General features: G+C 69.9%; 21 protein-coding genes. All 21 read left to right on the forward strand.

Annotation, left to right across the window (positions count from 1 at the left end; translation table 11 throughout):
* Complete coding sequence (locus ABNT58_RS05475; RefSeq protein WP_348752495.1) at positions 1–879, forward strand: ABC transporter permease; 879 nt, start codon at positions 1–3, stop codon at positions 877–879.
* A complete protein-coding gene (locus ABNT58_RS05480; RefSeq protein ID WP_348752496.1) occupies positions 855–1,601 on the forward strand; it encodes a GntR family transcriptional regulator in 747 nt (248 codons plus the stop codon). Before ABNT58_RS05475 ends, ABNT58_RS05480 begins: the two co-directional genes overlap by 25 nt.
* A gap of 252 nt (positions 1,602–1,853) precedes the next feature.
* A complete protein-coding gene (locus tag ABNT58_RS05485) occupies positions 1,854–2,885 on the forward strand; it encodes a porin (RefSeq protein WP_348752497.1) in 1,032 nt (343 codons plus the stop codon).
* A gap of 114 nt (positions 2,886–2,999) precedes the next feature.
* Entirely contained in the window at positions 3,000–3,782 is a 783-nt protein-coding gene (locus tag ABNT58_RS05490) for an ABC transporter ATP-binding protein (protein WP_348752498.1), read from the forward strand.
* A 20-nt stretch (positions 3,783–3,802) separates the two neighbouring features.
* Positions 3,803–4,816 (forward strand): ABC transporter substrate-binding protein, encoded by a 1,014-nt coding sequence (locus ABNT58_RS05495; protein WP_348752499.1) that lies wholly within the window; start codon positions 3,803–3,805, stop codon positions 4,814–4,816.
* A 13-nt stretch (positions 4,817–4,829) separates the two neighbouring features.
* Entirely contained in the window at positions 4,830–5,606 is a 777-nt protein-coding gene (locus ABNT58_RS05500) for an ABC transporter permease (RefSeq protein ID WP_348752500.1), read from the forward strand.
* A 10-nt stretch (positions 5,607–5,616) separates the two neighbouring features.
* The gene (locus tag ABNT58_RS05505; RefSeq protein ID WP_348752501.1) at positions 5,617–6,432 is read left to right on the forward strand and encodes an SDR family oxidoreductase; all 816 of its coding nucleotides are present in this window, start codon (positions 5,617–5,619) and stop codon (positions 6,430–6,432) included.
* Positions 6,433–6,441: 9 nt separating this feature from the next.
* A complete protein-coding gene (locus tag ABNT58_RS05510) occupies positions 6,442–6,987 on the forward strand; it encodes a cupin domain-containing protein (RefSeq protein WP_250197836.1) in 546 nt (181 codons plus the stop codon).
* Positions 6,988–6,995: 8 nt separating this feature from the next.
* Positions 6,996–7,862: an alpha/beta fold hydrolase gene (locus tag ABNT58_RS05515; protein ID WP_348752502.1), complete on the forward strand. Its 867-nt coding sequence runs from the start codon at positions 6,996–6,998 to the stop codon at positions 7,860–7,862.
* A gap of 28 nt (positions 7,863–7,890) precedes the next feature.
* On the forward strand, positions 7,891–8,739 hold the full coding sequence (locus ABNT58_RS05520) for an IclR family transcriptional regulator (protein WP_348752503.1): 849 nt from the start codon (positions 7,891–7,893) through the stop codon (positions 8,737–8,739).
* Positions 8,740–8,747: 8 nt separating this feature from the next.
* A complete protein-coding gene (locus tag ABNT58_RS05525) occupies positions 8,748–9,572 on the forward strand; it encodes an SDR family oxidoreductase (protein WP_348752504.1) in 825 nt (274 codons plus the stop codon).
* The gene (locus ABNT58_RS05530; RefSeq protein ID WP_348752505.1) at positions 9,565–11,259 is read left to right on the forward strand and encodes a thiamine pyrophosphate-binding protein; all 1,695 of its coding nucleotides are present in this window, start codon (positions 9,565–9,567) and stop codon (positions 11,257–11,259) included. Before ABNT58_RS05525 ends, ABNT58_RS05530 begins: the two co-directional genes overlap by 8 nt.
* A gap of 6 nt (positions 11,260–11,265) precedes the next feature.
* Positions 11,266–12,072, forward strand: a complete 807-nt coding sequence (locus ABNT58_RS05535) for an aspartate dehydrogenase (RefSeq protein ID WP_348752506.1) — start codon at positions 11,266–11,268, stop codon at positions 12,070–12,072.
* A gap of 19 nt (positions 12,073–12,091) precedes the next feature.
* Complete coding sequence (locus tag ABNT58_RS05540; protein ID WP_348752507.1) at positions 12,092–13,567, forward strand: aldehyde dehydrogenase; 1,476 nt, start codon at positions 12,092–12,094, stop codon at positions 13,565–13,567.
* 106 nt (positions 13,568–13,673) lie between these two features.
* Complete coding sequence (locus ABNT58_RS05545; RefSeq protein ID WP_348752508.1) at positions 13,674–14,645, forward strand: VOC family protein; 972 nt, start codon at positions 13,674–13,676, stop codon at positions 14,643–14,645.
* 68 nt (positions 14,646–14,713) lie between these two features.
* A complete protein-coding gene (locus tag ABNT58_RS05550; RefSeq protein ID WP_348752513.1) occupies positions 14,714–15,661 on the forward strand; it encodes a tripartite tricarboxylate transporter substrate binding protein in 948 nt (315 codons plus the stop codon).
* 10 nt (positions 15,662–15,671) lie between these two features.
* Positions 15,672–15,995 carry a hypothetical protein gene (locus ABNT58_RS05555; protein WP_348752509.1) on the forward strand — a complete coding sequence of 108 codons (324 nt, stop codon included), beginning with the start codon at positions 15,672–15,674 and terminating at the stop codon, positions 15,993–15,995.
* Positions 15,996–16,040: 45 nt separating this feature from the next.
* Complete coding sequence (locus ABNT58_RS05560) at positions 16,041–16,265, forward strand: recombinase-like helix-turn-helix domain-containing protein (RefSeq protein ID WP_250197827.1); 225 nt, start codon at positions 16,041–16,043, stop codon at positions 16,263–16,265.
* Positions 16,266–16,295: 30 nt separating this feature from the next.
* Positions 16,296–17,342 (forward strand): aromatic ring-hydroxylating dioxygenase subunit alpha, encoded by a 1,047-nt coding sequence (locus ABNT58_RS05565; RefSeq protein WP_348752510.1) that lies wholly within the window; start codon positions 16,296–16,298, stop codon positions 17,340–17,342.
* Between the two features lie 2 nt (positions 17,343–17,344).
* Positions 17,345–17,818 carry a RidA family protein gene (locus ABNT58_RS05570; RefSeq protein ID WP_348752511.1) on the forward strand — a complete coding sequence of 158 codons (474 nt, stop codon included), beginning with the start codon at positions 17,345–17,347 and terminating at the stop codon, positions 17,816–17,818.
* Between the two features lie 31 nt (positions 17,819–17,849).
* The coding region (locus tag ABNT58_RS05575) for a ferredoxin reductase (protein ID WP_348752512.1) at positions 17,850–18,323 on the forward strand (474 nt) is incomplete at its 3' end.

The following is an 18,323-nucleotide window of genomic DNA, read 5'->3' on the forward strand; positions in this document are numbered from 1 at the left end:
ATGGCCGCTCAACGAGAACGACGCGCGCCCGGCTTCTGGCCGCTGGCCATCCTGTTCGTGCTGTTCGTGCTGTTCCTATACGGGCCGATGCTGGCCATCTTCGTGCTCAGCTTCCAGGGCCCCGAAGGCGGCCTCACCTTTCCGATGCGGGGCTGGTCGCTGCACTGGTTCCATACGCTGTGGGAAGGCATCGGCGTCATCGACATCAGCGCCGCCTTCCGCCGCTCGCTGTTGCTGGGCGCGGTGGTGATGGTGCTGACGGTGGCGCTGTCGCTGCTGGCGGGCCTGGCCTACCGCAAGAAGCTGCCGGGCGGCACGCCGCTGTTCTATGCGGTGGTGGCCAGCCTGATCATGCCGTCCATCATCGTGTCGCTGGGCATCGGGCTGCTGTTCCGGCTGCTGGACGGCGGCATCAAGCAGCTGCTGGAAGCCTGGGCGCCCAGCCTGCTGGAAACCTATGCCACCGCGCTGGGCATGTTCACCTCGGGCCTGGGCGCGCAGCTCACCTGGACGCTGCCGTTCGGCCTGCTCATCATGTTCGCCATCTTCAACCGCTTCAACCCGGCCTACGAAGAAGCGGCGCGCGACCTGGGCGCCACGCCGTGGCAGCGCTTCGTGCATGTGGTGCTGCCGCTGATCGGGCCCAGCCTGGTGGGCGTGGGGATGTTCGGCTTCACCCTCAGCTGGGACGAGATCGCCCGCAGCTCGCAGGCGATGGGCGACCTCAACACCTTGCCGCTGGAGCTGCAGGGGCTGACCACCACCGTCACCACGCCGGTGATCTATGCGCTGGGCACCGTCACCACGGTGGTGTCGTTCGCGGTGATGGCGGTGACGCTGACCGTGGTGCTGCTGTGGCAAAAGCGCCGCCGCGCATGACGCGGCCGGCCGAGGCAGTTGCGGCCCCCGACGCTCCCCACGCTGCGCCGTCCACCCAGCGCATCTACGACGCCATCTACGGCGCCATCCTGGAGCACCGGCTGGCGCCGGGCACCCGGCTGCGCGAAGAAGAGCTGGCCGATTCCTTCGCGGTCAGCCGCACCGTGGTGCGCCAGGCGCTGCACCGGCTGGCGCAAGACCGCGTGGTGGAGCTGCAGCACCACCGCGGCGCCACCGTGCCGCAGCCCGGGCCGTCAGAGGCCGCGCATGTGTTCGATGCCCGCCGCGTGGTGGAGTGCGAGGTGGCGCGCCGCCTGGCGGGCCAGTTGGCGCCCGCCGCGCTGGAGCGGCTGGCTGCGGTGGTCGAGGCCGAGACGGCGGCCTACGCCCGCGGCGATCGCTCGGCGGCCATCCGCCATTCCGGCGAGTTCCACCGTGAGCTGGCCCGGCTGGCCGGCAATCCGCTCTTCGTGCGCATGCTCGACGAACTGCTGCCCACCACCTCGCTGCTGCTGGCGCTGTACCAGCGGCCCGGCCGCCCGGCCTGCGTGGCCCACCGCCACCAGGAGCTGATCGCGGTGCTGCGCGCCGGCAGCGGCGCCTCCGCGGCGGCCGAGATGCGCCGCCACCTGCGCGAGATCGAGCAGTCGGTCACCGGGCCGCAGCAGGCCCCGGCCGCGCCGCCGCTGCGCGACCTGTTCGCCGCCTACCGCGAAGGCTGATCAGCCTGCACCGGCGCGCGGCCATGCCGTGCGCCAGTCCGCCGCACACCCTTGGTTCACCTTCCGCCGCGCCGGTGCACGCATGCACCCGATGAAGGCGCTGCGCCCGCCGTTCCACCGCACAAACCCCCATTCAGCGCTTGGCACGCTCCGTGCAAACTGACGTTTCATAGATTGATCTATTGTTCATCTATGAAACGCCTATTGGCGTGTCGCCCCATCGGTCGATCATCCATTGCAGGAGCAGTTCGCATGCAGTTCGCTTTCCCCCGCCTCGCTCGCGCCGTGTCGCTGGCGGCCGCCTCCCTTTGCAGCCTGGGCGCTGCGCAGGCGCAGTCGGTGCAGATCTACGGCATCGCCGACGTCAGCGTCGGCAGCTTCAAGGAAAGCGGCGGCAAGCGCACCGAGCAGGTGGCGTCGGGCCGCATGGCCACCAGCTTCCTGGGCTTCCGTGCCACGGAAGACCTGGGCGGCGGCCTGCAGGCCATCGTCACGCTGGAGCACTTCATGCGCATGGACACCGGCGAGGCCGGCCGCTTTGCCGGCGACTCGTTCTGGTCGCGCAACGCCAACGTCGGCATCCGCGGCGACTTCGGCTTCATCCGCCTGGGCCGCATCGGCACGCCGCTGTTCATCAACACGCTGTCGTACAACCCCTTCCTCGATTCCTTCGGCTTCTCGCCGGCCATCCGCACCATCTACCAGGGCGGCATCGGCAAGCTGTCGGGCGACAGCGGCTGGAACAACGCGGTGGGCTACGGCACGCCCAAGTTCGGCGGCTTCACCGGCAACCTGCTGGTGTCGGCCGGTGAAGGCGCAGGCGAAGGCCCCAACGTCGGCGGCAACCTGCAGTACGCCGACGGCCCGCTGGCCGTGGGCCTGGCCGCGCAACGGGTGCAGACGGCCTTCAGCCGTGGCGACGAAACCGCCTGGCAGCTGGGTGCTTCGTACGACTTCGGCCCGGTGAAGGCCTTCGGCCAGGTCGGCCGGATCAAGGAAGGCGAGACCTTCGTCGGCGCCGCACGCGCCGCCGGCTACGACACCCGCGACCGCACGCTGCAGGCCGGCGTGTCGGTGCCCGTCACGGCCACCGGCAAGCTGCTGGCCTCGTACGGCGAAGCCAAGACCACCGGCTCGCGCGACAGCAAGCGCTCGTTCACCACCGTGGCCTACGACCACAACCTGTCCAAGCGCACCGACGTGTACGCGGTGGTGATGTTCGACAAGCTGCAAGGCCAGGACCGCGCGGCCACCACGGCTGTCGGCATCCGCCACAACTTCTGACGCCAGCGGCGGCACCCGGGTAAACCCGGGTGGCCCCCGGCGCTGCATCGACTAAGGTAGTGGTAGTTTCATCAATGAATCGCTGTTTTATTAGCGAATCAAACAGGTCACCGGATGAATGAGATCGAGTTTGTCGGCGTCGCCAAGCGGTTTCCGACCCGGCGCAACCCGAACCCCGCCAACGCCGTCAGCAACCTGAGCCTGGCGATCCGCAGCGGCGAGGTGGTCTCCATCATCGGACCTTCGGGCTGCGGCAAGAGCACGCTGCTCAACATGGGCTCGGGCCTGTACCTGCCTTCCGAGGGCGAGGTGCGGGTGGCCGGCCAGAAGGTCACCGGCCCGGTGCGGCAGGTGGCCTTCATGCTGCAGAAGGACCTGCTTATGCCCTGGCGCACCATCCGCCAGAACGTGGAGCTGGGCATGGAGATCGACGGCGTCGATCGCGCGCGCCGCCGCGAGACGGCCGACGCGCTGCTGGCCAAGTGCCACCTGGCCGGCTTCGGCGACCACTACCCCTACCAGCTGTCGGGTGGCATGCGTCAGCGCGCGGCCCTGGCGCGCACGCTGGCGGTCGACCCCCAGGTGCTGCTGCTGGACGAGCCCTTCAGCGCGCTGGATGCGCAGACCAAGATGGTGCTGCAGCAGGACCTGGCCAAGACGCTGTACGAGCAGAAGAAGACGGCCCTCTTCATCACCCACGACCTGATCGAGGCCATCGCGCTGTCCGACCGGGTGCTGGTGATGAGCGAGCGGCCCGGCACCATCATCGAAGAGATCGTCGTCGACCTGCCCCTGCGCGACAACCCGCTGGAGCGCCGCAAGCTCCCCGCCATCGGCCCGCTGCAAGGCCGGCTGATGGAGCTGCTCAAGGTCGGCAAGCAGGAAGCCCTGCACTGACACCCACGCAAGGAATCTCCATGACCCGCTTCCTCACCACCGCCCTGCGCCGCCCGCTGCTGGCCGCGCTGGCCACCGCCGCCCTGGGCGGGGGCGCCTTGCTGCCCGCCACCGTGCAGGCCGCGCCCGAAGAAGTCACCTACCTGCTGCCCGCGCCGCCCAATTCGCCGGCCTTCGCGCCGTGGATGCTGGCGCAGCAGAACGGCTACTACGCCGACGAGAACATCAAGGTCACCTTCGTCACCGCCCGCGGCGGCGTCGACGTGGCCAAGCAGATCGGTGCCGGCAATGCCGTCATCGGCGGCGCCATCGGCGACACGCCCATCATCGTGCGTGCCAACGGCGTGCCGGTGAAGGCGGTGGCCGTGCTGGGCGCCGGCTCGCTGACCATGCTCAGCACCTACGAAGGCAGCGGCATCGAGTCGGTCAAGGACCTGAAGGGCAAGACGATGACCGTCATGGCCTACACCGACACCACCTACTACGCGCTGCTGGGCTCGCTGCGCAAGGCGGGCCTGAACAAGAGCGACGTGCAGGCCCAGGCCGCCGGCCCCACCGGCGTGTGGCAGCTGTTCGCCGGCAAGAAGGCAGAGGCCATGGCCGGCGTGCCCGACTGGGTGGTCAACGCCGAAGACGCCGGCTTGAAGGTCAAGCTGCTGCCGCGCGAGCAGCTGTTCCAGAGCATGGCGCAGGCCATCCTGGCGTCGGACGAGGTCATCAAGAAGAACCCCGAGCTGATCAAGCGCCTGGTGCGCGCCACGCTGCGCGGCATGCAGGACATCATGAAGGACCCCAAGGCCGCGGCCGCCACCTACGTGAAGGCGGTGCCCGCCTACGCCGGCAAGGAAGCCAGCATCGAGCGCGTGTTCAACCTGTACAACCAGTACGTCTACGCCAACCAGAAGGTGCTGGGCCAGATGGACGAGAAGCGGCTGGACGCGGTGCAGAAGTTCTACGTGGACGAAGGCATCGTCGCCAAGGCGCAGCCGCTGGCCGACCTGTACACCAACCAGTTCACCGGCGTCGCCCGCTGAAGGACCGGCCCCGATGCGATCCAACCTCTCGACGCCGCTGGGCAGCCTGGCCGTGCTGCTGGTGTTTCTGGCGGCCTGGCAATGGGCGCCCGGCGCGCTGGGCATGCCCGAGTTCGTGCTGCCCAAGTTCACCCGCGTGGTGGAAGAAGCCGGCCGCATGTGGTCGGGCAGCGAGCTGATCAAGCACTTCTCCATCACCGCGCTGGAGGTGGTGGTGGGCTTTGCGCTGGGCTCGCTGCTGGGCGTGATGTTCGGCGTGGCGCTGGGCCTGTCGCCGCGCACCGAGGCCATCCTGTCGCCCTACATCCTGGCGCTGCAGATCGCGCCCAAGGTGGCCTTTGCGCCGCTGTTCGTCATGTGGCTGGGCTACACCGTCTACCCCAAGATTTTGGTGGCGGTGCTCATCGTCTTCTTCCCGGTGATGATCAACGTGCTGTCGGCCGTGCGCACGGTCGACCCCGACATGGTGAACCTGGTGCGCACGCTCAATGCCGGCCGGCTGCAGATCTTCCGGCTGGTGGAGTTTCCGTCGGCCATGCCGGCCCTCTTCAGCGGCCTGCGCATCGCAGCCACGCTGGCGGTCATCGGCGTCACCGTGGGTGAGCTGGTGGGCGGCAACCTGGGCCTGGGCTACCTGCTGGTGGACGCGGAAGGGCAGGGCAACACCGCCGGTGTGTTCGTGGCCATCGTCGCGCTCACGCTCATCGGCATCCTGGCGTATGCCGGCGTGGTGTGGGCCGAGCGACGGCTGCTGCACTACATCCCGCGTGCCAACGTCACCACCGTTTGAAGAGCCTGCCATGAGCACCGTCACCGGAACCCCCGACACCCAGGCGCTGGACACGCTGCTGGCCCAGGTGCCGCCGCAACTGCTGGCGGGCCGCCGCGTGCTGGTCACCGGCGCCGCACGCGGCCTGGGGCTGGCCTTCGTCAAATGTCTGCTGAAGGCCGGCGCCCGCGTGGTGGCCGCCGACATCCTGGCCGACCTGCTGCACGCGGAAGTGAAGGCGCTGCGCGAAGCCGGCGCCGACGTGCACGCCGTGGTGGCCGACCTGAGCGACCCCGCGTCCATCACCGCCTGCGCCGCCGCCGCGGTGGCCGCGCTGGGCGGGCTGGACGGTCTGGTGAACAACGCGGCCATCACCCACTCCGGCGGTCGCGACCCGCATGAGCTGGAAGTCGACATGTGGGACCGGGTGATGGACGTCAACGTGCGCGGCACCTGGCTGATGAGCCGGGCCTGCCATGCGGCGCTCAAGGCCAGCGGGCAGGGCGCCATCGTCAACCTGGCTTCTGACACCGCACTGTGGGGCGCGCCCAAGCTGCTGGCCTACGTGGCCAGCAAGGGTGCCGTCATCGCGATGACCCATTCGCTGGCGCGTGAGTGGGGCGCCGACGGCATCACCGTCAATGCCGTCGCGCCCGGCCTGACGCTGGTGGAAGCCACCGAATACGTGCCCAAGGCCCGGCACGAGAAGTACCTGGAAGGCCGCGCCATCCCGCGCGAGCAGCAGGCCGCCGACGTGTGCGGCCCGGTGCTGTTCGCGCTGTCGGGGCTGGCGCGCTTCGTCACCGGCCAGTTGCTGCCCGTCAATGGCGGCTTCGTGATGCATTGAGGAGAAACCATGACCGACCTGCCTGAAGAGAAGAAGAGCTGGGACCGCCCCGAGGGCGCCAGCTTCGACGACTGGATGAACACCCGCATCGCCCGCTTCCAGACGCGGCGCTATGACTGGGATGCGCTGAAGTTCCAGGCCGACTACGACCCCAAGTACCGCCGCGCGCAGATGCGCTACCTGGGCACTGGCGGCACCGGCGTTTCGGCCGACAACAACACCGTGCAGAACGAGCACTTCACCTTTTCCACCATGCTGATCCCGGCCGGCCACATCGGCCCGTCGCACCTGCATGTGGACGTGGAGGAAGTGTTCTTCGTGCTGCGCGGCAAGATCAAGGTGGTGCTCGAGAAGGACGGTGAGCGCTTCGAGGCCATCCTGGGCGAACGCGACCTGATCTCGGTGCCGCCCGGCGTGTACCGCGAAGAGATCAACATTGGCGAAGAAGACGCGCTGATGTGCGTGATGCTGGGCGCCAAGAAGCCGATCACGCCGACCTACCCGCCCGATCACCCCCTCGCAAAAATCAAGCGGGACCTCCCGAAGACCGCCTGAGCCCCGCCATGAGCCCGGACCTGCAACTGCCCGCCGCCGACCTCGCCGACCTGGACGCCCGCTTCGGCGTGCAGCGCATCGCCGTAGGCGGCGGCCGCGTGGTGGCGGTGCGGCGCATGGGGCAGGGCCTGCCGGTGGTGTGCCTGCACGGCATCGGCTCGGGCTCGGCCTCGTGGGTGGAGGTGGCGCCCTTGATCGCGCCGCGCGCCGAGTTGATTGCGTGGGACGCGCCGGGCTACGGCGATTCCACGCCGCTGCCGATGGCCGAGCCCCGGGCGACCGACTACGCACAGCGCCTGGCCGAGTTGCTGGACGCGCTGCGCATCGAGCGCTGCGTGCTGGTGGGCCATTCGCTGGGCGCGCTCACCGCTGCCGCAGCGGCGCAACCGGGCGGCCCGCTGGCCGGCCGAATCGTGCAGCTGCTGCTCATCAGCCCGGCGCGTGGTTATGGCGCGCCCGACCGCGCGGCGCAAGGCGCGCAGGTGCAGGCCGAACGGCTGGCCACGCTGGCCGAGCTGGGCATCGAGGGCACGGCACGGCTGCGCAGCAGCCGCCTGCTGTCGGCCCATGCCAGCGAGGCCGCTCGACTGCGCGTGCGCTGGAACATGGCGCGCCTGAACGAGCACGGCTACCGCCAGGCGGTGGCCCTGCTGTGCGGCGACGACCTGCTGGCCTACCTGCCGCCGGCCGTGCCGGTGCAGGTGGCGGTGGGAGCGCTGGATGTGATCACCCCGCCCGCGGCCTGCGCCGAGGTGGCTGCGGCCTGTGGCGTGCCGCTGCAGCCCATCGCGCAGGCCGGGCATGCCAGCTACGTGGAGCAGCCTGCGGCCGTGGCCGCGCTGCTGGCCACCTGTCTAGACAAGGCCGCGCGATAAGCGGCCGCCAGAGGGAGACCTTGTTGCCATGAGCACCCCCGACGCCGACCTGGCGGACGACGGCCAGGACCGCTACATCGTGCCGGCGCTGGAGCGCGGCCTGCGCATCCTGGGCGAGTTCAGTCGCGAGAACCGCACGCTGGGCGCGCCCGAGCTGGCCCGCCGCTTCGGACTGCCGCGCTCCACCGTGTTCCGCCTGCTGGCCACGTTGGAAAGCATGGGCTTCATCGAAAAGACCGAAGGCGGCCGCGAATACCGGCTGGGCCTGGCGGTGCTGCGCCTGGGCTTCGAGTACCTGGCTTCGCTGGAACTCACCGAGCTGGGCCTGCCCATCCTCAACCGCCTGAGCGAAGCCATCGGCTACCCCTGCAACCTGGTCGTGCGCGATGGCCGGTCCATCGTCTACGTGGCCAAGGTCACCACGCCCACGCCGTTTGCCAGTTCGGTGACGGTGGGCACCCGGCTGCCCGCCCACGCCACCGTGCTGGGCCGCGTGCTGCTGGAAGACCTGACCCTGCCCGAGCTGCGGGCCATGTACCCGGAAGACCGGCTGGAGATCTTTTCGCCCAGCACGCCGCGCACGGTGATCGAGCTGTTCAACCTGGTGCAGGCCGACCGCGAGCGTGGCCATGTGCAGGGCGAAGGCTTCTTCGAATCCAACATCTCCACCATCGCGGCCCCGGTGCGCGACCACAGCGGCCGCGTGGTGGCCGCACTGGGCGCCACCATCACCTCGGCCCACATCGACAGTGGCCGCATGGAAGACATGGTGCGCCGCGTGCGCGAGGCGGCGCAGGAGCTGTCGGCGCTGCTGAACTACGCGCCCGCCTCCGCCAGCCGCAACGTGGTGCCGCTGCGTGGCGGCAAGCCCACTTGATGCACGCCATGAACAACACCTTCTTCGCCCCCGATGCGCTGGCCGGCCGCGTGGCCGTGGTCACCGGCGGGTCGTCCGGCATCGGCCTGGCCACCGCCGACCTGCTGCTGTCCTGCGGCGCGGCCGTGGCCGTGTGCGGCCGTGATGCCCAGCGGCTGGATGCGGCCGTGGCCGGCCTGCGCGAGCGCCACCCGCAGGCCCGGCTGCATGCACAAACCTGCGACGTGCTGGACAAGGCTGCCGTGCAGGCCTTTGCCGAGGCCAGCCAGGCCGCGCTGGGCCCGGCGGCCATGCTGATCAACAACGCCGGGCAGGGCCGCGTGTCCACCTTCGCCGACACGCCCGACGAAGCCTGGACGCAGGAGCTGCACCTCAAGTTCTTCTCGGTCATCCATCCCACCCGGGCCTTTTTGCCGCAGCTGGTGCAGCAGCGCCAGGTGTGGGGCGATGCATCGGTGACCTGCGCCAATTCGCTGCTGGCCCGCCAGCCCGAGCCGCACATGGTGGCCACCTCGGCCGCGCGCGCGGGCCTGTTGAATCTGGTGCGGTCGATGGCCACCGAATTCGCGCCGCAAGGCGTGCGGGTCAACGGCATCCTCATCGGCCTTGTGGAGTCGGGCCAATGGCGCCGCCGCTTCGACGCGCGCGAAGACAAGGGCCAGGACTGGGCCACCTGGAGCGCCCAGCTCGCCAAGACCAAGCACATTCCGCTGGGCCGGCTGGGCCAGCCCATCGAGGCGGCCCGCGCCATCATCTTCCTGGCCTCACCGCTGGCTTCGTACACCACTGGCGGCCACATCGACATTTCCGGAGGCCATTCGCGCCATGCCTGAGACCAACACCCCCGTGACCGTCGGCGCCGTCGTCGCCGCCTTCCTGGAACAGTGCGGCGTCAAGACCGCCTTCGGCGTCATCTCCATCCACAACATGCCCATCCTGGACGCCTTCGCCCAGCGCGGTGCGGTGCGCTTCGTGCCCGCGCGCGGCGAGGCGGGCGCGGGCAACATGGCTGATGCCTATGCGCGGTCTACCGGCAGCCTGGGCGTGTGCCTCACCAGCACCGGGCCGGCGGCCGGCAACATCGCCGGCAGCCTGGTGGAAGCCTTGACCGCGGGCTCGCCGCTGCTGCACATCACCGGCCAGATCGAGACGCCCTACCTGGACAAGGGCATGTCGTACATCCATGAAGCGCCCGACCAGCTGACCATGCTCAAGGCCGTGTCCAAGGCCGCCTTCCGCGTGCGCAGCGTCGAGACCGCGCTGGGCACGCTGAAGCAGGCGGTGCAATGCGCGCTGACCGCGCCCACCGGCCCGGTGAGCCTGGAGATCCCGATCGACATCCAGTCCGCCGTGATCCCGATGCCGGCCGACCTGAGCCCGCTGCCGGTGGCCGCACCGGTGCCCAGCGCCGCGGCGCTGGACGCCCTGGCCGACCGCCTGGCTGCCGCCCGCCGCCCGCTGCTGTGGCTGGGTGGTGGTGCCCGCCATGCCGGCGCGGCCGTCAAGCGCTTGCAGGCGCTGGGCTTTGGTGTGGTCACCAGCGTGCAGGGCCGCGGCATCGTGGCCGAGGACGATGCCGGCTCGCTGGGCGCCTACAACATCCACAAGCCGGTGGAAGCCTTCTATCAAAGCTGCGACGCGATGCTGGTGGTGGGCTCGCGCCTGCGTGGCAACGAGACGCTGAAGTACGAACTCAAGCTGCCGCGCCCGCTGCTGCGGGTGGATGCCGACCCGGCCGCCGAAGGCCGCTGCTATGCCACCGACGCCTTCGTGTGCGGCGACAGCGCGCTGGCGCTGCAAGGCCTGGCCGACCGGCTGGAAGCCCGCGGCTGGCGTGCCGACGCCGCCTTGCTGAGCGACCTGAAGGCGGTGCACCAGCAGGTGGTCGCCACGCTGCACGACGGCCTGGGGCCCTACGCCACCTTGGTGAATGAGCTGCAGAAGATCGCCGGCCGCCAGTTCAACTGGGTGCGCGACGTGACCGTGTCCAACAGCACCTGGGGCAACCGCGAGCTGCGCATCTTCGAGCCCACCGCGGGCGTGCATGCCACCGGCGGCGGCATCGGCCAGGGCATGCCCATGGCCATCGGCGCGGCCATCGGGGCCGAGGCCACCGGCTCGGGCCGCAAGACCTTCTGCCTGGCCGGCGATGGCGGCTTCATCCTCAACCTGGGTGAGCTGGCCACCATGGTGCAGGAGCGTTGCAACCTGGTGGTGGTGCTGATGAACGACCAGGGCTATGGCGTCATCAAGAACATCCAGGACGCGCAGTACGGCGGCCGCCGCTGCTATGTGGACCTGCACACGCCCGACTATGCGCAGCTGTGCGCCTCGCTGGCGCTGCCGCATGCCAAGTGCAGCGACCTGGCCCAGCTGCCCGCGCTGCTGGCGCAGGCGGTGGACCGGCAAGGCCCCTTCCTGCTGGAGATCGACATGCTGAGCATCGGCGCCTTCAAGAGCGCCTTCGCCGGCCCGCCGACCAACACCGTGCAGCAGATTCCTGCACTGGGCAAGGCCTGACGGGCGATGGCTGCGTTGAAGCTTGCCCTCGTCGGCTGCGGCGCCATCGGCACCGCGGTGCTCGAACTGCTGCGGGCCGACGCCGGCCTGCAGGTGGCCGCCATCGTGGGGCCTGGGCCTTCGCTGGCCGGTGCCCGCGCGGTGGCCGCTCAGCTGGCGCCCGGCGCGGTGGTGGCCGAAGCGGTGCCCGAAGCCGGCATCGACCTGGTGCTGGAAGCCGCCGGTCATGCGGCCATCGAAGCGCATGTGCTGCCCGCGCTGCGCCGCGGCGTGCGCTGCATCGTGGCCTCGGTCGGCGCCTTGTCGGCGCCCGGCCTGGCCGAGGCGCTGGAGCAGGCCGCGCGTGAAGGCGGCGCCCAGGTGCAGCTGATCGCCGGGGCCATCGGCGCCATCGATGCGCTGGCGGCTGCACGCATCGGTGGGCTGGAACAGGTGCGCTACACGGGCCGCAAGCCGCCGCGCGCCTGGCAGGGCACGCCGGCCGAAGAGGGCCGAGAGCTGGACGCGCTGACCGAGCCCACCGTGATCTTCGAAGGCAGCGCCCGCCAAGCCGCGCAGCTGTACCCCAAGAACGCCAACGTGGCCGCCACCGTGTCGCTGGCCGGCCTGGGTCTGGACCGCACCACGGTGCGGTTGATCGCCGACCCCGGCGTCAGCGAAAACGTGCACCAGGTGGAAGCCGAAGGCGCCTTCGGTCGCTTCGAGCTGACCATGCGCAACCGGCCGCTGGCGGCCAACCCCAAGACCTCGGCGCTGACGGTGTACAGCGCGGTGCGGGCCGTGCGCCAGCACCTGCTGCCGCTGAGCGTGTGAACCGACTGCGAGAGACGTGATGGCGCAACTGGAACTGCTGAAGATCAACGTGGCCGGCGAATGGCGGCTGGGCGGTGGCGAGGAGTACGAAAGCCTGTACCCCGCCACCGGCGAGCCCATCGCCCGCCTGCGCGCGGCCAGCCTGGCCGATGTGGAAGAGGCGATTGCCGGCGCCCACCGCGCCTTCCTGACCGGCGGCTGGGCGCAGAAGCTGCCGCATGAGCGGGCTTCGGTGCTCTACCGCGTGGCGCAGCTGATCCGCGAGAACGCCGAGCGACTGGCCCAGCAGCAGCGGCTGGACAACGGCAAGCCGATCAGCGAAACACGCGCGCTGGTGGCCAGCGCCGCAGGCACCTTCCAGTTCTTTGCCGCGGCCTGTGAAACGCTGGAAGAAACCATCACGCCTTCGCGCGGGCCGTTCGTCACCATGAGCGTGCATGAGCCCATGGGCGTGGTGGCCGCCATCACGCCGTGGAACTCGCCGATTGCCAGCGAGGCGCAGAAGCTGGCGCCCGCGCTGGCCGCGGGCAATGCGGTGGTGCTCAAGCCGGCCGAGGTCACGCCGCTGATGGCGCTGGAGCTGGCCCGCCTGTGCGAAGAAGCCGGCGTGCCGCGCGGCATCGTCAGCGTGCTGCCGGGCAAGGGCTCGGTGATCGGCGATGCCATCACCCAGCACCCGCTGGTCAAGCGCGTGTCCTTCACCGGCGGTACCACCACCGGCAAGCACATCGCGCACATCGCGGCCGACAAGATGATGCCGGTGTCGCTGGAGCTGGGTGGCAAGTCGCCCACCATGGTGCTGGAAGACGCCGACCTGGACCATGCGGTCAATGGCGTGCTGTACGGCATCTTCAGCAGCTCGGGTGAGTCGTGCATCGCCGGCTCGCGGCTTTTCGTGGCGCGCAGCATCTACGACGAATTCTTGACGCGGCTGACCGAGCGCGCCGCCGCGCTGCGCGTGGGCGACCCGGCCGACGAGCGCACCCAGATGGGCCCGCTGATCACCGCGCGCCACCGTGAAGGCATCGAGCGCTATGTGGCGCTGGGCGTGAGCGAAGGCGGGCGCATCCGCACCGGCGGCGTGCGGCCGCACGGCCAGGCGATGGAGTCGGGCTACTTCTACACGCCCACCATCCTGGAGGGGTTGGACAACCGCGCCCGCACCGCGCAGGAAGAGATCTTCGGCCCGGTGCTGGTGGCGATGCCTTTTGAGTCCGAAGCCGACTTGATCGCACAGGCCAACGACAGCCTCTATGCCTTGGCGGCCGGCGTGTGGAGCCGCGACTTCAAGCGCGCCTGGCGCCTGGGGCGCGCGGTGCAGGCGGGCACGGTGTGGATCAACACCTACAAGCAATTCAGCATCTCCACGCCCTTCGGCGGCTGGCGCGACAGCGGCCTGGGCCGCGAGAAGGGCCGCGAAGGCATCTTCCAGTACATGGAGCAGAAGAGCCTGTACTGGGGCACGAACGAACAACCGCTGCGTTGGGCAGATTGATGGACCACCCCCGCAGCGCCTTCGGCGCACCCCCTCCAGGGGGCGCCACTGGCGGCCCGGCAAAGCCGGATCCGCGGTGGCCGCTTGGGAATACAAGGAAATTGCAATGAGCGTGCTTGGCATCGACCAGATCACCTACGCGGCAGACGACCTGCCCACCAGCAAGCGCTTCTTCATCGACTGGGGGCTGACGCTGACGGCCGAGTCGAACGACCAGCTGGTGTTCGAGTGCCTGAACGGCTGCCGCGTGGTGGTGGCCCGGCTGGGCCTGCCCGGCCTGCCCGCCGGCACCGAAGAAGGCAACACGCTGGTGGAAGTGGTGTGGGGCGTGCAAAGCGATGCCGACCTGGACCGCTATGCCGCCGCCATCGCCGACCAGCCCGGCTTCGTGGATGGCGAGGTGGAAGGCGGGCGCCGCATCGGCTGCACCGACCCCAACGGCCTGGCGCTGCGCCTGCAGCGCAGCCGCAAGCATGCGGTGCAAGTGGACTGCGGCCCCAGCAACACCTGGAACGACAAGCTGCGCATCAACCGCGCCAGCCCCATCTATGAGCGGGCCACGCCCATCGAGGTGGGCCATGTGGTGTTCTTCGCCAGCGACGTGCCCACCACCAGCGCCTTCTACCGCGACAAGCTGGGCTTCGTCGCTTCCGACAGCTACCCGGGCCGTGGCGCCTTCCTGCGCTGCGCGCCGGAGGGCGGCCACCACGACCTGTTCCTGCTGCAGCTGCCTTCGCGCAAGCGCGGGCTCAACCACGTGGCCTTTGCGGTGCGCGACATCCACGAGGTGTTCGGCGGCGGCCTGCACTTCTCGCGCTGCGGCTGGGACACCCAGCTGGGCCCGGGCCGCCACCCCATCTCGTCGGCTTACTTCTGGTACTTCAAGAACCCGGCCGGCGGCCTGATCGAGTACTACGCCGACGAAGACCAGCTGACCGCCGACTGGCAGCCGCGCGAGTTCGAGCCCGGCCCCACCGTGTTCGCGGAATGGGCGGTGGACGGCGGCCTGGACGGCCATACCCGCCGGCAGAAGAATGCCGAAGCGCCCAGCGGCAAGTTCCTGACGGAGAAGAAGTGAAGCCCGTGACCGCCAAACTGCGCCGCCTGTGCCTGGCCGCCGCTGGCCTGCTGGCGCTGTCGGCCCTGATGCCTGCCCATGCGCAGCCGGCGGCCGACAAGTCGGCCGCTGAAAAGCAGCTGGCCGAAGGCCGCTTCACCATCGTCGCGCCGTTCCCGCCCGGCGGGCCGGTGGACGTACTGTCGCGCATCCTGGCCGATGGCCTGGGCAAGCGTTACGGCCAGACGGTGGTGGTGGACAACGTGGCCGGCGCTGCCGGCAACCTGGGCATCGACCGCGTCAAGCGCGCCAAGGGCGACGGCCACACGCTGCTGGTGGTGCCTGCGGGCAACCTCACCATCAACCCCACCTTGATGCCGAACTTCCCGTTCAGCATCGAGAAGGACTTCGTGCCCATCACCATGCTGGCCAAGGCGCCCAACGTGCTGGTGGCCAGCCCCGCGCTCAAGCTGCGCAGCGCCAAGGAGCTGGTGGCGCTGGCTAAGGCCAAGCCGGCCACGCTGTTCTACGCCTCGCCGGGCGTGGGCAGCGGCCTGCACCTGGCCGGCGAGCTGTTCAAGCAGCAGGCCGAGGTGGACATCACCCATGTGCCCTACAAGGGCACCGGCCCGGCCTTGAACGACGTGCTGGGCGGCGTGGTGCCGCTGATGTTCAGCAACCTGCCCGCCACGCTGCCCTTCATCAAGGACGGCAAGCTGGTGGCCCTGGGCATCACCGATGCGGCGCGCAGCCCGGTGGCGCCCGACATTCCCACGCTGGCCGAGCAGGGCATTGCGGGCGTGCAGGTCACCTCCTGGTACGGCCTGCTGGCGCCGGCCGGCACACCGCCCGCTGTGGTGGAGCAGCTGGCGCGCGATGCCGCCGCCGTGCTGGCCGAGCCCGCCACGCGCGACAAGCTGCAGGCCCAGGGCCTGTCCGACGCCACGATGAAGCCCGCCGACTTCGCCGCCCACATCCGCGCCGAGACGGCCACCTGGGCCCGCATCATCAAGGCGCGCAACATCGTGGCCGAGTGAGCCGAGCACCATGAGCGAACCCAACACCTTGCTGCTGACGGTGCTGCTCAAGCACCACCCCGGCCTGACGCTGGACGACGTGCAGCAGCGCATGAAGGCGGCTGACTGGTGGGAGCAGTTTCCGCCCGAAGGCGTGCGCGTGGTCTCGTGGACCGTCGCCATGGGCCTGGGCCAGGTGCTGACGCTGGAGCTGCCGCCCGACAAGCTGCCGCTGCTGAACGTGGAACTGGAGCGCCGCGCCTGGGGCGTGTTCACCACCGAGTGTTATCCCACCTACGACTTTGTTCCCGTGCGCGAACGCATCCGCGAACGCGTGCGCAACGGCGGGCAGTAGCTGCCGCGCCCACACCCACCATCCCCTTCCGCCAGGAGGCCGACGATGCAACCGACCGACCGCTACCTCGATCCGCACCAGGCGCGCCAGCGCCCGCCCACCCCGTACGAAGACCTGCTCGGCGACGCGATCGAGCGGGCCTTTGCCGCCGGCGTGCACGACCTGGCCGGCCTGGTGGAGCACCTGAACCGCAGCCACCTGGCCACGCCCAGCGGCCAGGCCTGGACCGAAGAGAACTACCGCGCCGAGATCGCCCGCCTGGCCGCCTGAAGCCGCCGGCCGCCACCCCGAGGAAGCCCCATGAACATCCCCATCGCCGTTGCCGCCGATCCGGTCGACCAGTTGCTGCAAGTCGGCCTCAAGGACCTCTGGTACCCCATCTGCCCCAGCGGCTTCATCAAAGAGCGGCCGGTGTCGCTGCGCCGGCTGGGCCGCAAGCTGGTGTTCTGGCGCGACACGCAAGGCGTGCTGCATGCGCTGGAAGACCGCTGCCCCCACCGCGGCGCGCCGCTGTCGCAGGGCGTGGTGCTGGGCGACCGCATCGCCTGCCCGTACCACGGCGTGGAAGTGCGCTGCGACGGCGTGGTGACCAAGGTGCCCGGCAGCCCCGGCTGCAAGCTCGAAGGCAGCCAGGCCACGCGCTGGTTCCATGTGCGTGAGGCCGCGGGCGCGGTGTTCCTCTACAACAGCAGCGAGCCGGTGGATACGCCGCCGCCGCTGCAGCTGCCCGAGCAGCTGACCGACGACAGCCAGTACGCCTCTTTCCTTTGTTATGCCGAATGGAAGGGCGACTACCGCTACGTGCTGGACAACGTGATGGACCCGATGCACGGGACCTTCCTGCACAAGCAATCGCACTCGATGGCCGAGGGGGATGCCACCGCCAAGTTCGGCATCCGCCCCACCGACACCGGTTTCGTGTTCGAGAAGGAAGGCCAGCGCAACGTCAACTTCGACTGGACCGAGTGGGCCGATACCGGCATCCACTGGATGCGGCTGGAGATCCCTTACCCGAAGACTGGCGGCCCCGGCGGCAACTTCATCATCATCGGCAGCTACACGCCGATCAGCCCCACGCTGTCTTGCGCCTTCCACTGGCGCGTGCGCAAGCTGCCGCCGGGCTGGCAGCGCGACACCTGGCGCTTTCTGTACAAGAACCGGCTGGAAGCGCGCCACTGGCATGTGCTGGAGCAGGACCGGGTGCTGATCGAGAACATGGAGCCCGATGCCAACCAGCATGAGCAGCTGTACCAGCACGACCTGGGCATCGTGCGGTTGCGCCGGCACCTGAAGGGCCTGGCCCAGGCGCAGCTGGCGGCCAAGGCCGACCAGACGGCCAAGGCTTGAGCATGCTGTCCGTCGCCCCGCGCTGCGTGGTCAACCCGGCCGCGCCGCTGCCGCCGCAAGCCACCTGGTCGCCCGCGCTGGTGCTGGGCGCGGAGGTGATCCTGTCCGGCCAGACGGCCGGCGCCGCCGCGCAGCAGGCGGCTGCGGCCGGCACGCCGCTGGACGCCTACCAGCAGACGCTGGTGTGCCTGCGCCAGCTGCAGGCGCTGCTGGAAGCGGCCGGCGGCGGCGTGCACAACCTGCTCAAGCTCACCGTCTACCTGACCGACATCGCCGACCGCGAGGCCGTGGGCCGCGCGCGGCGCGACTTCTTTGTCGATGTGCTGCCCGGCGCGCCTTTCCCTGCGTCCACCCTGGTGGGCGTGGCCGCGCTGGTGCAGCCCGAACTGAAGGTGGAAGTGGACGGCCTGGCCCGGCTGGACGCCGACCTGCGGCTGGCGGCCCCGGCTGCGAGCCTGGGCCACACGGCCACCTGAACGAACCTTTCGCCCCTGCGAGCCTGCTGCCATGTCTTCCCCGACCCTGAACGCCCTGGTCCACACGATGCGCCATGAGGCCGACGGCATCATCAGCGTCGAGCTGCGCCCGGCCACGCCGGACGTGGACTTTCCGCCCTTCGAGGCCGGCGCCCACATCGACCTGCACCTGCCCAACGGCCTGGTGCGCAGCTACTCGCTGTGCAACCCGTCCAGCGACCGCCAGCGCTACGTGGTCGGCATCCTGAACGACCGCAAGAGCCGCGGCGGCTCGCGCTACGTGCACGAGCAGTTGCGCGTGGGCAAGACGCTGCCCATCTCGGCGCCGCGCAACAACTTCCAGCTGCATGAGCAGGCGCCGCGCTCGGTGCTGGTGGCCGGCGGCATCGGCATCACGCCCATCTGGTGCATGCTGCAGCGGCTGGTGGCCATCGGCCGGCCGGTGGAGCTGCTGTACTGCGCCCGCACCCGCCAAGAAGCGGCCTTCGTGGCCGAGATCGAGGCG

The organism is uncultured Aquincola sp. (genome assembly GCF_964001545.1).
Classification (GTDB): Bacteria; Pseudomonadota; Gammaproteobacteria; order Burkholderiales; family Burkholderiaceae_C; genus Aquincola.

What these genes read in the sequence shown, in the direction of transcription:
- ABNT58_RS05475 (WP_348752495.1), top strand. Translation starts at nt 1, where the DNA reads ATGGCCGCTCAACGAGAACGACGCGCGCCCGGCTTCTGGCCGCTGGCC.
- ABNT58_RS05485 (WP_348752497.1), top strand. Translation starts at nt 1,854, where the DNA reads ATGCAGTTCGCTTTCCCCCGCCTCGCTCGCGCCGTGTCGCTGGCGGCC.
- ABNT58_RS05490 (WP_348752498.1), top strand. Translation starts at nt 3,000, where the DNA reads ATGAATGAGATCGAGTTTGTCGGCGTCGCCAAGCGGTTTCCGACCCGG.
- ABNT58_RS05495 (WP_348752499.1), top strand. Translation starts at nt 3,803, where the DNA reads ATGACCCGCTTCCTCACCACCGCCCTGCGCCGCCCGCTGCTGGCCGCG.
- ABNT58_RS05500 (WP_348752500.1), top strand. Translation starts at nt 4,830, where the DNA reads ATGCGATCCAACCTCTCGACGCCGCTGGGCAGCCTGGCCGTGCTGCTG.
- ABNT58_RS05505 (WP_348752501.1), top strand. Translation starts at nt 5,617, where the DNA reads ATGAGCACCGTCACCGGAACCCCCGACACCCAGGCGCTGGACACGCTG.
- ABNT58_RS05510 (WP_250197836.1), top strand. Translation starts at nt 6,442, where the DNA reads ATGACCGACCTGCCTGAAGAGAAGAAGAGCTGGGACCGCCCCGAGGGC.
- ABNT58_RS05515 (WP_348752502.1), top strand. Translation starts at nt 6,996, where the DNA reads ATGAGCCCGGACCTGCAACTGCCCGCCGCCGACCTCGCCGACCTGGAC.
- ABNT58_RS05520 (WP_348752503.1), top strand. Translation starts at nt 7,891, where the DNA reads ATGAGCACCCCCGACGCCGACCTGGCGGACGACGGCCAGGACCGCTAC.
- ABNT58_RS05525 (WP_348752504.1), top strand. Translation starts at nt 8,748, where the DNA reads ATGAACAACACCTTCTTCGCCCCCGATGCGCTGGCCGGCCGCGTGGCC.
- ABNT58_RS05530 (WP_348752505.1), top strand. Translation starts at nt 9,565, where the DNA reads ATGCCTGAGACCAACACCCCCGTGACCGTCGGCGCCGTCGTCGCCGCC.
- ABNT58_RS05535 (WP_348752506.1), top strand. Translation starts at nt 11,266, where the DNA reads ATGGCTGCGTTGAAGCTTGCCCTCGTCGGCTGCGGCGCCATCGGCACC.
- ABNT58_RS05540 (WP_348752507.1), top strand. Translation starts at nt 12,092, where the DNA reads ATGGCGCAACTGGAACTGCTGAAGATCAACGTGGCCGGCGAATGGCGG.
- ABNT58_RS05545 (WP_348752508.1), top strand. Translation starts at nt 13,674, where the DNA reads ATGAGCGTGCTTGGCATCGACCAGATCACCTACGCGGCAGACGACCTG.
- ABNT58_RS05550 (WP_348752513.1), top strand. Translation starts at nt 14,714, where the DNA reads ATGCCTGCCCATGCGCAGCCGGCGGCCGACAAGTCGGCCGCTGAAAAG.
- ABNT58_RS05555 (WP_348752509.1), top strand. Translation starts at nt 15,672, where the DNA reads ATGAGCGAACCCAACACCTTGCTGCTGACGGTGCTGCTCAAGCACCAC.
- ABNT58_RS05560 (WP_250197827.1), top strand. Translation starts at nt 16,041, where the DNA reads ATGCAACCGACCGACCGCTACCTCGATCCGCACCAGGCGCGCCAGCGC.
- ABNT58_RS05565 (WP_348752510.1), top strand. Translation starts at nt 16,296, where the DNA reads ATGAACATCCCCATCGCCGTTGCCGCCGATCCGGTCGACCAGTTGCTG.
- ABNT58_RS05570 (WP_348752511.1), top strand. Translation starts at nt 17,345, where the DNA reads ATGCTGTCCGTCGCCCCGCGCTGCGTGGTCAACCCGGCCGCGCCGCTG.